The 15,833-nt window shown below is 47.2% G+C and carries 13 protein-coding genes, 3 pseudogenes and 1 riboswitch; of the genes and pseudogenes, 9 read left to right on the forward strand and 7 right to left on the reverse strand.

The window, feature by feature from the left end; genetic code table 11:
• Positions 1-470 precede the first annotated feature (470 nt).
• Together MKZ04_RS19705 and MKZ04_RS19710 are read left to right on the forward strand one after the other, a co-directional pair.
• Positions 471-2,192, forward strand: a complete 1,722-nt coding sequence (locus tag MKZ04_RS19705; protein ID WP_020450230.1) for a pyruvate oxidase — start codon at positions 471-473, stop codon at positions 2,190-2,192.
• 177 nt (positions 2,193-2,369) lie between these two features.
• Positions 2,370-2,936: pseudogene (locus tag MKZ04_RS19710) on the forward strand (lytic polysaccharide monooxygenase auxiliary activity family 9 protein); the annotation flags it as partial.
• Between the two features lie 119 nt (positions 2,937-3,055).
• Here the strand turns inward: MKZ04_RS19710 and MKZ04_RS19715 are convergent.
• From MKZ04_RS19715 to aspA, 5 genes are all read right to left on the reverse strand, one after another.
• On the reverse strand, positions 3,056-3,307 hold the full coding sequence (locus MKZ04_RS19715) for a hypothetical protein (protein ID WP_020450232.1): 252 nt from the start codon (positions 3,305-3,307) through the stop codon (positions 3,056-3,058).
• Between the two features lie 71 nt (positions 3,308-3,378).
• Positions 3,379-3,930 carry a GNAT family N-acetyltransferase gene (locus MKZ04_RS19720; protein ID WP_080131246.1) on the reverse strand — a complete coding sequence of 184 codons (552 nt, stop codon included), beginning with the start codon at positions 3,928-3,930 and terminating at the stop codon, positions 3,379-3,381.
• A gap of 53 nt (positions 3,931-3,983) precedes the next feature.
• Complete coding sequence (locus MKZ04_RS19725) at positions 3,984-5,264, reverse strand: Nramp family divalent metal transporter (protein WP_080131247.1); 1,281 nt, start codon at positions 5,262-5,264, stop codon at positions 3,984-3,986.
• Positions 5,265-5,446: 182 nt separating this feature from the next.
• A complete protein-coding gene (locus tag MKZ04_RS19730) occupies positions 5,447-5,707 on the reverse strand; it encodes a GlsB/YeaQ/YmgE family stress response membrane protein (protein WP_341046822.1) in 261 nt (86 codons plus the stop codon).
• A 94-nt stretch (positions 5,708-5,801) separates the two neighbouring features.
• Positions 5,802-7,223: an aspartate ammonia-lyase gene (gene aspA, locus MKZ04_RS19735; RefSeq protein WP_080131248.1), complete on the reverse strand. Its 1,422-nt coding sequence runs from the start codon at positions 7,221-7,223 to the stop codon at positions 5,802-5,804.
• Between the two features lie 306 nt (positions 7,224-7,529).
• Here aspA and MKZ04_RS19740 point away from each other — a divergent pair, with 306 nt between their 5' ends.
• Complete coding sequence (locus MKZ04_RS19740; RefSeq protein WP_341046824.1) at positions 7,530-8,744, forward strand: macrolide family glycosyltransferase; 1,215 nt, start codon at positions 7,530-7,532, stop codon at positions 8,742-8,744.
• Here MKZ04_RS19740 and MKZ04_RS19745 read toward each other — a convergent pair.
• Positions 8,741-9,187: a DUF2188 domain-containing protein gene (locus MKZ04_RS19745; RefSeq protein WP_020450238.1), complete on the reverse strand. Its 447-nt coding sequence runs from the start codon at positions 9,185-9,187 to the stop codon at positions 8,741-8,743. The two genes, MKZ04_RS19740 and MKZ04_RS19745, sit on opposite strands and share 4 nt — an antisense overlap.
• Positions 9,188-9,305: 118 nt before the next feature.
• Between MKZ04_RS19745 and MKZ04_RS19750 the strand changes: the two genes are divergently transcribed.
• Positions 9,306-10,127, forward strand: a complete 822-nt coding sequence (locus MKZ04_RS19750; protein WP_103750286.1) for an EcsC family protein — start codon at positions 9,306-9,308, stop codon at positions 10,125-10,127.
• Between the two features lie 43 nt (positions 10,128-10,170).
• Here MKZ04_RS19750 and MKZ04_RS19755 read toward each other — a convergent pair whose 3' ends face one another.
• The gene (locus MKZ04_RS19755) at positions 10,171-11,460 is read right to left on the reverse strand and encodes a Na+/H+ antiporter NhaC family protein (RefSeq protein WP_043054073.1); all 1,290 of its coding nucleotides are present in this window, start codon (positions 11,458-11,460) and stop codon (positions 10,171-10,173) included.
• Between the two features lie 128 nt (positions 11,461-11,588).
• On the opposite strand from MKZ04_RS19755, the pseudogene MKZ04_RS19760 reads away from it, so the two are divergent.
• The 5 genes and pseudogenes from MKZ04_RS19760 to MKZ04_RS19780 form a co-directional block, all read left to right on the forward strand.
• Positions 11,589-11,918: pseudogene (locus MKZ04_RS19760) on the forward strand (cupin domain-containing protein); the annotation flags it as partial.
• Positions 11,919-11,939: 21 nt separating this feature from the next.
• Positions 11,940-12,278 (forward strand): annotated as a pseudogene (locus MKZ04_RS19765) (YdbC family protein); the annotation flags it as partial.
• Between the two features lie 101 nt (positions 12,279-12,379).
• Positions 12,380-12,820 carry a glucose starvation-inducible protein GsiB gene (gene gsiB, locus MKZ04_RS19770; RefSeq protein ID WP_023857883.1) on the forward strand — a complete coding sequence of 147 codons (441 nt, stop codon included), beginning with the start codon at positions 12,380-12,382 and terminating at the stop codon, positions 12,818-12,820.
• Positions 12,821-13,209: 389 nt separating this feature from the next.
• Positions 13,210-14,250 carry an AI-2E family transporter gene (locus MKZ04_RS19775; RefSeq protein WP_043054075.1) on the forward strand — a complete coding sequence of 347 codons (1,041 nt, stop codon included), beginning with the start codon at positions 13,210-13,212 and terminating at the stop codon, positions 14,248-14,250.
• A 69-nt stretch (positions 14,251-14,319) separates the two neighbouring features.
• Positions 14,320-14,461: riboswitch (cyclic di-AMP (ydaO/yuaA leader) on the forward strand.
• Between the two features lie 74 nt (positions 14,462-14,535).
• On the forward strand, positions 14,536-15,780 hold the full coding sequence (locus tag MKZ04_RS19780) for a dicarboxylate/amino acid:cation symporter (RefSeq protein ID WP_043054076.1): 1,245 nt from the start codon (positions 14,536-14,538) through the stop codon (positions 15,778-15,780).
• The last annotated feature ends 53 nt before the right edge of the window (positions 15,781-15,833 follow it).

Here is a 15,833-nt window from a genome sequence, read left to right on the forward strand (position 1 = left end):
AAATTCGGTTTATTTCTGTTAAATTATAACTCTGAACCTAAATTATAACAATTTAAATATTAAAAAAAGTTTCAACACTTGTGTGAATGAACTGCGCCGCGATTGCTCTAAAGGATGAAGACCAAATGAAAAGGCATGAGTGCCATACAATTCCGGACTCATGCCAGTCTAACCGCTTCATGACATTTTATTGTCTAACTTCGCTGGGGCATATCAAAATGAGCGGCAGCCTTTTAGTAGATTTGATCATGTATACATGGAGTGGTGCTTAGGATAGGTGCCGCCGGATTTACCGGGCATGGCTTCAAGTTCAGCAGTGTGGCGGAGAGATCTTTATGCGAGATGAGCACCGCTGGGAACACAAAGCATGAAACAGCCGCTGTCGTGGTTTCCTTCACTTTCGTCAGCATGCCGGATCACGTTTCCCGGCAGCGAAAAAGTGGTATGGAAGAAACAAAGGAGGACGTGATATGGCAAACAAAACCGCAGGAAAAGTAGCTGCAGAACTGCTGAAGGAATGGAATATTGATCATGTTTACGGCATGCCGGGGGACAGCGTCAACGAATTTATCGATGAATTGCGGCATGAAGAAAACAGCCTCCGCTTCATTCAAGTGCGCCATGAAGAAACCGCTGCTCTCGCTGCCGCAGCTGATGCGAAGCTGACAGGCAAAATCGGCGTCTGCCTTTCGATAGCGGGCCCGGGTGCCGTTCATCTGCTGAACGGATTGTATGACGCGAAAGCTGACGGGGCGCCTGTGCTGGCGATTACAGGGCAGGTGTCTTCAAATGAAATCGGAAGAGATTACTTTCAGGAGATCGGTCTTGAACGAATGTTTGAGGATGTGGCTGTCTTTAATCAGCAGGTTCATTCGGCCGAAGCCCTGCCTGACCTTTTAAATCAGGCGATCCGTACCGCCTACAGCCAAAAAGGGGTCGCCGTACTGAGCGTATCCGATGATCTGTTTGCGGAAAAGATTAAACGGAAGCCGGTTTATACGTCTGCGCTTTATATTGAAGGCGATCTTCAACCGAAGCAAAGCCAGCTGATGCAGTGTGCACAATTGATTAATCATGCGAAAAAGCCGGTGATTTTAGCCGGAAAGGGAATGAAATCGGCAAGAGATGAGCTGCTCGAGTTTGCCGATAAAGCGGCCGCACCGATCATCGTTACGCTCCCCGGGAAAGGAGTCGTACCCGATCGGCACCCGCACATGCTCGGGAATCTCGGACACATCGGTACAAAACCCGCATATGAAGCGATGGAGGAAAGCGATCTGTTGATCATGCTGGGGACTTCTTTTCCGTACCGCGATTATCTTCCGGAAGATGCGCCGGCTATTCAGCTTGATAACAACCCGGCGAAAATCGGCAAACGGTATCCTGTCACCGCCGGCCTTGTCTGCGATGCGAAAAAAGGGCTTATGGAACTGACGAAAACCATTGAACGGAAATCGAACCGCGCATTTTTGGAAAGCTGTATACAACATATGAGGAAGTGGCGCTATGAAATTGAAAAAGACGAACAGGTGGCGACAGAACCGCTCAAGCCTCAGCAGGTGATTGCAAGGCTTGAGGACGCAGTCGCCGATGATGCGGTCCTGTCCGTTGACGTCGGAAATGTGACGGTTTGGACGGCGCGCCATTTTAATATGACCAATCAGGATTTTCTGATTTCAAGCTGGCTTGGCACGATGGGATGCGGTCTTCCAGGCGCGATTTCCGCAAAGCTTTCCAATCCGGAGCGCCAAGCTGTAGCCGTGTGCGGAGACGGCGGCTTCAGCATGTCCATGCACGATTTTCCGACTGCTGTCAAATATGACCTGCCCATTGTTGTCGTGATTTTAAATAATCAGAACTTGGGAATGATTCAATATGAACAGCAGGAAAAAGGGCATGTTAATTATGCAACAGCGCTTGAAAACGTCGATTATGCCAAGTTTGCCGAGGCCTGCGGCGGGAAGGGCTTCAGCGTGACAAAGCACGAAGAGCTCATTCCGGCTTTGAAAAATGCCTTTCAATCACAAAAGCCGTCGATTATCGATGTGGCAATAGCAGATGAACCGCCGCTTCCGGGAAAAATATCTTATACACAAGCTGTCAACTACAGCAAATATATGATCAAAAAACTGGTTGAGAAAAAAGAGCTCGACTTGCCGCCGCTGAAAAAAAGTTTGAAAAGGATTTTTTAGTATGATGCCAAGGGAGATCGTCCCTTGGCTTTATCATGTTCAGATGTTAAAATTTGATGGATAGTATTGGAATATCCGCGTTTTTTCTTTTTGCATCAAAACCCGTCTCAACACGATAAAAAGAGAGGGGATTGAAACGTGGGTTATTTTAAGAAAAGTACCTTCAGTACAGCTTTCATACTATCAGCCGGATTGCTGTTGATGTCAATCATTCCTCAGCACGCCTTCGCTCATGGTTTTGTCGAAAAACCAGGGAGCAGAGCGGCTCTGTGCAGTGAGGCTTACGGACTTCTCAATCTGAACTGCGGAAGCGTGATGTATGAGCCGCAAAGCCTGGAAGCGAAAAAAGGGTTTCCGCATGACGGCCCGGCAGACGGACAAATAGCATCTGCGGGCGGACTGTTCGGCGGGATTCTTGATCAGCAGTCGGAAAATCGCTGGTTTAAACATATCATGACCGGCGGGGAACACACCTTTACCTGGACATATACCGCCCCCCACAACACCAGCCAATGGCACTACTATATCACCAAAAAAGGCTGGGATCCTGACAAACCGCTAAAGCGTGCAGATTTCGAACGGATTGGAACCGTTCCGCATGATGGTTCCCCTGCATCCCGCCATTTATCTCACCAAATTTACATTCCAGAAGACCGCTCCGGGTATCATGTGATATTGGCCGTTTGGGATGTGGCTGATACTGAAAACGCTTTCTATCAGGTGATCGACGTTGATCTAGTGAACAAATAAAGCCCAGTCGTCTGAAAACCGATTTGTGAATCAGCGGGTTTTGGTGCAAACAGAGAAAATAAGTAATCAAAAACCCCGGCATGTTTTGGGAAAGCCGGGGTTTTTGGTATTCTTTATTTCTTTTTCTTCATGGCGGCAGCCATGAACGGCAGCAGGGTGCCGAACAGCATCGTGCCGCCGAAGAAATTCCCGAGGTAAGGCTGTCCGATCAGGTAACAGACGGCAAATACAGCCGCAGCAAGACCGATCATGATATAGCCTGGATAAAACCTTTTTTTAAAGCTTGTCCGCTGGGTCACCCGGAAAAATATCAACCCGATGACGAGCGGGACAATCCATAGGTAAAACAGTATAAATACTTTCATAATCAAAACTCCATATTTTTTTATCTATCATACCAGATTGCAGTATAAAATGCGTGTGACAAATCCCGGACTCATTTGCTGCGGGCGAGGTATTCCTCCTTCAGGAGCCCGTATACGAAATGGTCGGCGAAGTGGTCGTGGAGCCACTCGCATTGCCTGAGGCAGCCTTCTTTCGTGAAGCCGAGCCTTTCCGGAATAGCCTGGCTTTTTACGTTTTGAACAGCGGCTCTAATTTCAATTCTGTTTAAATCGTATTCGCTGAAAAGCGTGTCGATCAGCGCCCGGCAGGCATCAGTCATCAGCCCTTTTCCTTGAAAAGGCTCCCCCAGCCAATAGCCGATCGAAGTCGTACGGTTGATCCAATTAATATAATGGAGTCCGATGATTCCGGCAAAATTGCCTTGATGCCATATTCCCGCTTGAAACCCGTTGTTCGCAGCGGCCTGTTTCATGCATTCTTCGATAAAAGCTTCGGTATCCTCCAGCTGCTTTGTGCCGTCCACCCAAAACAGCCATTTCCGCAACACATCTTTAGACTGCTGGATCTGCATATAAACTGTTTTGGCATCTTTTGGTTCGAGCATTTTTAAATAAAGATCATCACGCACCATTAATTTAAACATCCAGAATCCCCCTTTTCTTCAGTATAATATAAAAAAGCCGACCAAGGTCGGCTTTAACCAGAAAATGTATCATAAATCAAGAAAATATTAAGGGCGACGATTAAGGCGGCGATCAGCCAAGAGAGGGCTGTTATCCACTTCGCATTTTTCAGGCTCCCCATAATGCGTTTATTGCTCGTAAATAAGATAAGCGGGATAAGGGCAAAGGCGATCCCGAATGACAGGACGACCTGGCTCAAGACAAGAGCGGTTGTCGGATTCACCCCTGAAGCAATAATAGCGATAGGCGGCAACATCGTAATGAACCGTCTTAAATAAAGCGGAATCCTGAAATTAATGAAGCCCTGCATGATAATATCTCCTGAAAGCGTTCCGACAGACGAACTTGATAAACCAGCGATTAACAGGCCGACGCCGAACAGTACGGCGGAAAGCGGACTGACCATGCTGCTGAAGTGGCTGAAGGCCACATCAAGGTCTTCGACAAAAATGCCGTTCTTATAAAACAGTGCAGCGGCGACGATCAGCATGCTCGCATTGATTGCTCCGGCAATCAGCATGGCGATTAAAATGTCGATGAACTCAAACCGGAATATCTTCTTCTTTTCCGCTTCCGTTTTTCCGATCACTCTCCGCTGGGTGAGAGCGGAATGGAGATAGATGGCATGCGGCATCACGGTCGCTCCCAAGATTCCCGCCGCCAGCAGGATGCTGTCTGCACCATCGAAGCGGGGAACAAACATGCCCTCCAAAACCGAACCGATATCAGGTTTTGCAAAAAAGGTTTGAAAGGCAAAAGCGATCACGACGATGAACAGCATTCCTGTTATCGCCGCTTCTAGCGGCCTGACGCCGCGCCTTTGCAGTTCCAAAATCGCGAAAGATCCGGCGGCTGCAATAATCGAGGCTTCAAGCATCGGTATGCCGAACAGCAAGTAGAGACCGAGAGCAGCTCCGATAAATTCAGCCAAGTCGGTCGCGATCACGACAAGCTCTCCCTGAATCCACAAGCCGATGGAGACCGGTTTAGGGAATTCTTCCCTGGCGACTTCGGGCAGATTTTTACCCGTTGCAATTCCGAGCTTGGCAGACAGCGACTGAATCAGCAAAGCCATAATATTTGAAAAAAGAATCACCCATAAAAGCAAGTAGCCGTATTTCGAACCAGCCGCGATATTTGTGGCGAAATTGCCGGGATCAATATAAGCTATAGCCGCGATAAACGCCGGACCCAAAAAAGGGAGCAGCCTTTTGAAGCCTTTGCTTTTTCCGTCCAGTGCATCTTGAGCTTCTTTTGATATTTGCGAGTGTTTGGACAAATCGTGACTGACCATTTGATTCACCTAGATTCTCAGTTGTTTTTCCTTGTACATAAAAGTTTCCTTAGTGCAAAAATTATATCATCATCATATGCCCGCGATGATCAATTGTCAACCATAAGATGTTATAGTATATGCGCGAACGGTTTCGCCCAAACAAAAAACCAGCACCGCTTTTGGGCGATGCTGGCCGGATATTATGCCTGAGAACCCATTCTCCCGTGGAAGATTAGGTTTAAAATGAAGACGAGAATTGCGGCTCCGATTATCGCTGGAAAGATGGCGAATCCCGCAATATCAGGCCCCCACGTTCCAAGCAGCCCGTGGCCGATCCAGGCTCCGATAAAGCCGACAACCATGGAGCCGATAATACCTCCTGGTGCACCGTGGCCTCCGATTGCGCCTCCTATTAAACCGATGACAATCGCTACGATTAAAGAAACGAGAAATCCTAACATTGTCTTTCCACCTCTTTCAATTGATTTATATTACATGTTTAGCCCGTCTCGGGCGTCTATAAACGCTTGAAAGCATATTGAGAAAGACGGCTGGCTATTCCTCGAGAAGCGAAGCGCCTGCGATGCCCGGATGCGTCATTTCATACGGATCCAAAATGAGATCCAATTCTTCCTCTGTCAAAACATCATGGAGCAAACACAGCTCGCGCACGGATTGTCCTGTGGCGATCGCTTCTTTTGCAATTCGTGCGGCAGCTTCATAGCCGAGGTGCGGATTGACGGCCGTAATCGTTCCTACGCTTTTTTCGACGAATTCTTTCAGCCTGATCTCATTCGCTTCAATCCCGGTGATGCAGTAATCGGTAAATACGCGAAATCCGTTGTTCATGATTTTAATCGACTGCAGCAAATTAAAGACGAGTACGGGCTCCATCACGTTTAACTCAAGCTGCCCCGCCTCTGATGCAAGGCAGATGGTATGATCGTTGCCGATCACCTGAAATGCGATCTGGTTCATCAGTTCAGGCATCACCGGATTCACCTTGCCGGGCATGATGGAGGAGCCGGGCTGGCGGGGGGGCAGCCGGATCTCGGCAAGCCCTGCCCTCGGGCCTGACGCCATTAAACGCAAATCGTTGGCGATTTTGGACATGTTCATCATGCCGACTTTCAATGCAGCCGATACTTCTGTGTAGGCATCCGTGTTTTGTGTGGCATCGACAAGATGGTCAGCGCCTTTCAGCTGATAGCCGCTGATATCTGATAGGTGTTCGACAACGCTTTGAATATATCTCGGATCAGCGTTTAAACCTGTGCCGACTGCGGTTGCTCCCATATTGACTTCATAGAGATGATGCTGAGACTGCTTGATCCGCTGAATATCGCGTTCGATGACCCGGGAATAGGCTTCGAATTCCTGACCGAGCCTGATCGGAACGGCATCCTGAAGATGAGTGCGGCCCATTTTGATAACGGAATCGAACTCCTCCGCTTTTTGGCGGAAGGCATCCAGCATATGTTCCATCGTCGATATAAGCTGTCTTAAGTGATTCAATGTGGCCAGATGAATGGCTGTCGGAAACACATCATTCGTTGATTGGGCCATATTGACATGTGTGTTCGGGCTTAAATGGAAGTAATCACCTTTTTCTTTTCCTAAAAGCTCCAAACCTCTGTTTGCGATAACTTCATTTGTATTCATATTCATTGAAGTGCCGGCGCCGCCTTGAATGGGGTCGACAATAAAATGATCGTGCCAGAGCCCTTCCGCTATTTCGCCGGCCGCTTTTACAATGACTTCGCCGAGCTCTTTATATAAACGTTTAATATCCATATTGGCGAGAGCCGCCGCTTTTTTGACCATTGCCAAAGCTTTAATCAGCTCTTCATCAATCCGGTAGCCTGTAATCGGAAAGTTCTCCACGGCCCTCATGGTTTGTACGCCGTAATAGGCGTCAGCCGGAACTTCTTTTTCGCCTAGAAAATCCTTTTCGATCCTGGTTGCTTTCGTATCCATGGCAAAACCTCCGTAGGTTGTTTCTTATGATGTATTGTGCCTCGATCGGCCGTGTTTTAATTTGCTTTTAAAAAAAGGAAAATCGTCTTCTGATTGGGGCTGTCAAGTAATAAAGAGCCTGTTTTCTCTAATAATATACGCTCATTTGCATGGCAAAAAAATTTAAAGGAAAGATATGCAGAAACAGACAAATGGTCATATAGTTATGTTTATGTATTATTAACTTAATTAAATTTCTTTACTTCATTTGTCTTTTTGTAGTAAATTTCCTTATATAAATTTTCGTATGAGAAAGGAAGAGCTGTGATGGGACATGTACTGATGATCAATTTCCCGGGAGAGGGGCACATCAATCCCTCTCTTGGCGTCACAAAGGAGCTGCAAAGACGAGGAGAAAGCATCGTCTATTATGCAGTTGAGGAATACGCTGAAAAAATTAAAAAAACAGGGGCGGAAGTCCGTTTATACCCGGATTTCAGAGAGGCTTTATCACCCGAAAAAGAAAGAGAAAAGATGGACTTTGCCGAGTTGGTATACAATATGTCAGGTAAAGTCGATGAGATCGTTCAGCTCATCTACCAGGAAGTCAGGGACGAGTCTTATGATTATGTGATATATGACCATCACTTTTTGGCGGGGAAAATCATTGCTGAAATGCTTGGGCTGCCGAGCGTTTCGTTATGTACGACATTTGCAATTGACGAGACGTTCGCAAAAACGTTTACGCTGCAAGGCGACCTTGAAAGCTCGCCGTATTTTGAAAAATTGAAGCAATCCCTTGGCGAATTAAGTGAGCGGTACCCCGTCAGTCTCGACAAGCCGTTTGACGTATTCTCCTGTCCGGGGGACATTACGATTGTCTTTACCTCCAGGGAGTTTCAGCCTCATGCCGAGCGATTTGGAAATGACTATTTGTTTGTCGGGCCGTCGATTACGAGCAGACAGGATCCAGGCAGCTTCCCGTTCGCTGAGCTGGAGGGGGAAACCGTCATCGTGATCTCGATGGGCACGATCTTTAATCAGCAAAAAGAGCTGTATCATATGTGTATCGAAGCGTTGAAAGACTTTGACGGCAAGGTGGTTATGGCTGTTGGGAAATCAACGGACCCCGCGGATCTCGGCACCATACCGGATCATTTTATCGTGAGGCCGTATATCCCGCAATTGGAGGTTTTGAAAAAAGCCGATGTATTTGTCACCCACGGCGGCATGAACAGTACAAATGAAGGCCTGTATTTTGATACGCCGCTCATCGTCATTCCGATGGGTGCTGACCAGTTTTTCGTCGCAGCTCAGGTGGAACGGACAGGGGCCGGGATCAAGCTTGATAAAAATGAACTTTCTCCGGCTGTTTTACAAAAAACGATTAAAGATATGCTTGAAAACCGCTCCTATAAAGACGGAGCCGCCAAAATCGGCCGCTCGCTCCGCGATGCCGGCGGCTATCAAAAAGCAGCTGATGCTGTATTGGAGTTGGCGGGGAAAAAAGTAAGACGCTCCAAAAACGGAGCGCCCCGTTAATTCATCCTGATCTTCCGCTCCACACTGCCGTCTTTTTTATGGACGATGACGGCAGTGCCTTTGTTTTCGGCGATTTCTTTCGCCCGTTCGACGGCTTCTGCTTTTGTATCCTTTACTTCGCTGGCCCGCTTGGCGTCTTCGGCTTTGACTGCCCAGCCTTTTTCGTGTTTAATGACATGCTCGCACTTTTCCGCAAGCTCCGGCCTGCTGCTCGAACCGCTGTCACCGCGTACCGTTTCATCAGCTTCCTCCGCATAGGATTTGAGTTCGCTTTTGCTCCTGTTATCCGCCCATTCCTTCGCCTGACTCGTCGCGATCGGAATCGCCCGGCTTTCGTCGTATCCTTCGTCTACCATTGCATTCGCAATTTCAATGGCTTTCTTTTTTACCGGTTTGTCCAAATGCTTCAATGAAGCGGGATAGTCTTCCATTGACCATGGCATTTGATCATTCCTCCTTTTACATAAAGGTTTACCCTCCGGCTGCCGATCAAAAAACACGGATTCATAAAGTGAATCATTGTATACTATAAAAAAACACGATTGAGAGGGCGAACCTTCTGTGCGCAACGATAAAACAGATTTGGAAAACGAACTGAAAAAAATTGAAAAATGGGAAAAAGAGCAGCAGAAAGCGTGGTTTTGGGAAAGGATCGGGCGGCTGCCGTTCAAGGTTCTGGACAAGCTTACACCGGCATTCATTCAAGATAAAATCGGTCTCTTGCTCGACGAAATCGGCGGCTTTATTCAAAACGGCGGCCAATATTTGACGTCCGAAAAACATCTGATCCGCCAGTTTCAAAAAAAGCTGCCGGATGAAACGATCGAAACGGTCGAAGATATTCAAAGGGCTCCTTTGGAAGTGATGGATCAAATGTGTGAAAACCTCGGAAAAAACAGGGCGAATACCGCGGCTGTCCAAGGAGCGACAACAGGTGTCGGCGGCTTATTCACGCTTGCCGTCGATATTCCCGCGATCCTCGGCCTTTCATTGAAGACATTACAGGACATCGCGGTGTCTTACGGCTACGATCCTAAAGAAAAAACGGAGCGGATGTTCATTATTAAATGCCTGCAGCTCAGCGCTGCTGATATTGTCGGGAAAAGGGCGATCATTCAGGAACTCAGCCGATACCATCTACAGTCAGGCTCACGGGAAAATATGATTTCGCAAATTCAAGGCTGGCGGGAGGTTGTTTATACATACCGCGATTCTTTCGGATGGAAAAAGCTGTTTCAAATGGTGCCCGTCGCAGGCATCCTCTTTGGCGCAATCTCAAACCGTTCAATGGTGAACGGCGTTGCCGAAACAGGGATGATGATGTATAAAAAGCGGAGGATCATGGAAAGGCTTGCGGAGCTGGACGCCGCAGATACAGAGTGATAAAAAGGCTGCCGTTTCGATAACGGCAGCCTTTTTCATGGAGTTACGCTTTTTCCGTAAAGCGAGGCAGTCTGAAGATAATCGCGCATATGCCGCAGACGCCGATCAAAATCGGATAAAAAGAATAAGGAAGAATGCTGACAGGCGATATTTTCGCGATTTGTGCAGCTGACAGCATTTGCGCGCCGTAAGGAATCAATCCTTGTACCACACAGGAAAAGATATCGAGGATGCTCGCCGATTTCCTATTGTCGATTCCGTACCGGTCGGATAAATCTTTTGCCAGCGGCCCCGCTGTAATAATGGCAATCGTATTGTTGGCCGTCGCCAGGTTTGCCGCACTGACAAGGCCGGCAATGCCCGCTTCCGCTCCTTTTTTTGAACGGATTCTCCGCGATACAAATTGAAGGAGAAATGCGATCCCGCCGTTTCGCTTCATCATTTCCGCCATTCCGCCAATCAGAAGCGATAAAATGATTAGTTCGGACATCCCGCCGATGCCTTCGGTGATCGCGGTTAAATACGTATGAAGCGTCAGGCTGCCGTCGGAAATACCGATTACTCCGGCTAACACGATGCCGCCGAAAATAACGGCCATAACATTAAATCCGAGAAGGGCGAATATCAGAACCCCGAGATACGGCAGCACCTTCACCCAGCTGTAAGTCCCGGCTTGTGCGGCAGGATGCCCTCCGGCTGAAAACACCATCAGCAGGATGACCGTGGCAACCGCGGCAGGCAGGACGATCAGGAAATTCGTTTTAAACTTGTCCGACATTTTCGTCTTTTGTGTGCGGACAGCGGCAATGGTCGTATCGGAAATAAATGATAAGTTATCACCGAACATCGCGCCCCCCACAACCGCAGCAACCGAATAGGCCGCCGGAACGCCGATTTCGGCGCTGATCCCTGCTGAGATCGGAGCGAGCGCAGCAATCGTTCCGGTTGACGTGCCCATCGACACAGAGATAAACGCAGCGATGATAAATAAACCGGCAACCATAAACTGCCCCGGTACAAACGAAAGCGCAAGATTAACGGTTGATTCGACGGCCCCCATCGCCTTTGCGGCTGATGAAAACGCGCCGGCCAAAATAAAGATCATCACCATGATCATAATATCGGGGTGTCCGGCGCCTTTCGCAAACCACTCCGTCTTTTGGCTGAGCTTCTCCTTACTGTTCATCGCCAGTGAGACAACCGATGCCGCAAGCGCCGCGGCCACGATTGGCAGGCTGTAAAAATCGCCTGTGATCAAGCCTGATCCAACGAATAAACAAACAAATAAAAACAGCGGCAAAAGCCCTGAAGCTTTTCCGTTTTGATTTTGCATGATGTACACCTCTTCTATAGGTTCAAACCGTTTTTTCACCAATATCCAACACTTTAAAAGGCGAACGCTCAAAAGTCAAATGGTAAAATAAGTTCGGGAGAAAATCAAATGAAAGAGGAGTGAAGCTGATGGATCGCAAAACGAGTCTTCTTGAATTGACAAAGGAAGTCACAGAAAAGCATGCCAATTTTTCCGTTTCGGAAGTGAACGACCATTGTATGCGAATTGCTGTTTTGGAGGGCGAATACGTATGGCATTTCCATCCCGGCTCAGATGAGCTGTTTATTGTTTTGGAAGGAGAGCTGTTGATCGACTTTCAGGACCGTCCCACAGAAGTCCTGAAAGCGAACGATTCCCTGCTGATTCCGAAAGGCGTCATTCACCGGACGCGCGCTGATGTAAGGTCGGTTAACCTTTGTATAGAAAAAACTAATGCGGAAACCGTCCCGTTCGCGGAAGGGAATGTGCTGAAGCTGATACGGTGCAAACCAGCCGGACAACAGCTTCATGCATTCAGCGAGGCGCAGGCCAAATGGGCTCCGCTGCAAAACGTCAGCGGATTCATCAGACAGTGGGGCGGATGGATGGAAACAGAAAACGGGCCGGAAGCCCTTGTCCTCGTGCTTTGGAAATCAAAGCGCGATTATTTGAACTTTATGGCCGATCATCATGATGCAATATATGAAAGAACGAATCAGAAAGGTACGTTCGAATCCATCAACATTACCCTGTTTGAAGAGCCTGCCGAGATATCTAAGACGCTGCAGAACAATACGCCGGCTCCGGTACCGGAATGGACGGTAAAAGGCAGCGGATGATTGCATGATTCCCGGACTCTTTCGTGAATGTGCTATTTGTGTTTACTCTTTTTGAAATGTGGAATGTAAAAACCATAACACTTCAAAAGGAGGAATCGAAAATGGCAAACAATAATGACAACAACAAAATGAGCAGGGAAGAAGCAGGCAGAAAAGGCGGAGAAAAAACAAGCCAAAACCATGATAAAGAATTCTACCAAGAGATCGGTCAAAAAGGCGGAGAAGCAACAAGCAAAAATCATGACAAAGAATTCTACCAGGAAATCGGCGAAAAAGGCGGGGAAGCCACAAGCCGTAATCATGACAAAGAATTCTACCAGGAAATCGGTGAAAAAGGCGGAGAAGCCACAAGCCGAAACCATGATAAAGAATTCTACCAGGAAATCGGTGAAAAGGGCGGAGAAGCCACAAGCAAAAACCATGACAAAGAATTCTACCAGGAGATCGGTCAAAAAGGCGGAGAAGCCACAAGCCGAAACCATGACAAGGAGTTCTATCAAGAAAACGGTGAAAAAGGCGGACGTCAAAGAAGAAGCGGTTAATGTACAGTGAAGAGAGGGGCTGACAAACAGTCCCTCTCAGCGTGTCGACAAACCCTCGCATTCGTTGTCAGGCCTGCGCGTCGGTGCTCACGAATTGCAACATTCGCTCCGCCCCAATGCTCGGCCTTCCTAGACTGCAAGGGTTGAGGGTCACGCTGAAAGGATTTTGTCAATAATCTGGAGGGGCTGAACATCAGCCCCTCCTTTTTTATGGAAGATGCCTGCCGCTGCCGCACGAGCGCTCATATTAAAATATTATTAATTATTGATCTTCTGAAGAGATTTCCGGTCTGTTTTGTTATATAATTTACAGATGATGCATCAAATTGTAATTATAAAAGTTTGAATGCTAAAAGTTAAGGACTAAAGTACTGGTGGGAGTGTACCGAATGGCAGCGTTGATTAAATTTTTTCAGCATCCTGGGGTCAGGCGTTTTTCAGTTTTTGTTGTATTGGCGGGAGTTTTATATCTGTTCCGCAGCATGATGAATCTCATATTGCTCACATTTATCTTTACGTTTTTGATGAACCGTCTGGAAAATGTGATCCGCGGTTTTTTAAACCGCTTTATTAAAGTCAGCCAGAGACTGATTATTTCCTGTTTGTATGCGGCTCTTGCCATCGCGCTTTCGATCGGCGGTGTGGTCTATTACCCCGTGATCGTCACCCAGATTCAGCAGCTGATCAAACAAGGAAAGTATATTGCTTCTCACCCTGACAGCATTCCTTTTCTCGATATGATCACCGGTATGTTCGGCGATATCAATTTGACATCCTATTTGGAAAAAGGTCTTAACTTTATCTATACATATATCACAGATATTAGCGCGTTTGGCCTGCAGGTGGTTATGTCATTGGTTCTCAGCATGTTCTTATTGATCGAAAAAGACAAGGTCTTGAGCTTAATGGATAAATTTAAGACGAGCAAAATAGCCATTTTCTACGAGGAAATTGCTTACTTTGGTAAAAAATTCACGAGAACGTTCGGAAAGGTGCTTGAGGCTCAGTTTATTATCGCCTCCATCAATTGCGCATTGACGACCATTGCCCTCGCGATTATGGGTTTTCCTCAGCTATTCGGCCTTGCCGTCATGGTGTTTTTCCTCGGGCTGGTTCCGGTCGCAGGCGTTGTGCTCTCCCTTATTCCGTTAAGCATTATCGCCTACAGTATCGGCGGAATCGCTTATATCGTATCACTGGTATTGGTCATCATGATCGTCCATGCGATAGAGGCCTATTTCCTCAATCCGAAACTAATGTCCGCCAAGACGGAGCTGCCGATTTTCTTCACGTTTATCGTGCTGATTTTTTCTGAACATTTCATAGGGATTTGGGGTTTAATTATCGGTATTCCGATATTTGTTTTCCTGCTTGATATCCTTGATGTCACAAGTCAAGAGAAAAGCCGAACAGCGGGCACCGGAAAATAGCATATATGTAAATCAGAAAATTTGGTTTACATATTTCGAATTTTCAGGTATAACTGTTATATAACGAAATAGCGCCACACGTTTAATCCTTTAGTAGGAGTGGGGGACCCGATCATTTGGGGTGAATTTTTCTGTTCCCGTGCGAACTGAAAGACGGACATCTCTTCGTCCGAACCCGTCAGCTAACCTCATCAACGTGAAGAGAGTCATGTGGAACCAATTTTAATGGTAAAAGCCCATGGGAGATCTCTCATGGGCTTTTTTTGGAAAGGGGAGACATGTTATATGAAGTTAGCAACAAAAATTATTATCGCTCTATTACTCGGTGCAGTCGTCGGTATTATACTGAACGTCACTTCGCCGGATTTATTTAGCAAGCTTAATACATTTTTATTCGGGCCGCTCGGCACGATCTTCCTCAACTTAATTAAAATGCTCGTTGTACCGATTGTTTTCTTTTCTCTCACTTTAGGGGTAGCAGGACTTGGAGATCCAAAGAAACTTGGCAGGATCGGTGCCAAAACGATTTCTTTCTTTTTAGTTACAACTGCAATTGCCATTATTATCGGACTTATTTTAGCGTTGGTCATCAAACCGGGAACCATCGGAACGTATGATACAAGCGCAGCGGAATATTCAGCTGAGAAGGCGCCGAGCATTGCCGAAACGCTTTTGAATATCATTCCGACAAACCCGGTTCAGGCAATGGCTGAAGGAAATATGCTGCAAATCATTGCTTTCTCCATTTTGGTCGGTCTCGGAATTACGATGCTCGGCAAAAAAGCGGACGCTCTTCTCAAAGTGGTTGAACAAGGTAACGATCTCATGATGTATCTCGTCAATCTCGTGATGAAGTTCGCGCCGTACGGTACATTCGGCTTGATTGCCGGGGCGATCGGAAGCCAAGGCTGGGACGCCATTAAAGCAATGGGGCTTTATATGATCGTCGTCATTCTGGCGCTTTTCATACACACCATCGTCACATACGGCGCAGCGATTGCGTTTTTGGCAAAGCGGAACCCGCTCACATTCTTTAAAGATTTTTCAGAGGTTATGCTTGTTGCCTTCAGTACGTCAAGCAGCAACGCGACGCTTCCGGTTTCGATGGATGTCGCTCAAAGAAAGCTGAAAGTGCCAGAGCCGATCTCAAGCTTTGTTCAGCCGCTTGGAGCTACGATCAACATGGATGGCACGGCGATTATGCAAGGGGTAGCGACGGTCTTTATCGCTCAGGTGTACGGCAATGACCTGTCACTCACACAGCTGTTGATGGTTGTTCTCACCGCAGTGCTTGCCAGCATTGGAACAGCGGGTGTACCGGGTGTCGGACTGATTATGCTCGCCATGGTTCTTCAAACAGTTGGCCTTCCAGTTGAGGGAATTGCGCTAATATTGGGAATTGACAGACTTCTGGACATGATTCGTACGGCTGTCAATACAACAGGCGATGCAGCATGCGCTGTCATCGTCACCGAGACGGAAAAGAAACACGGCAAAATCGAAGCCCCTCATAGTGAAGTGTCCGTGTAACTCAAAAATGATATAATCAAACAGTGCCTTTTCGGCACTGTTTATTTTTTTGG

It is taken from the genome of Bacillus sp. FSL W7-1354, from assembly GCF_038002405.1.
GTDB lineage: Bacteria > Bacillota > Bacilli > Bacillales > Bacillaceae > Bacillus > Bacillus paralicheniformis.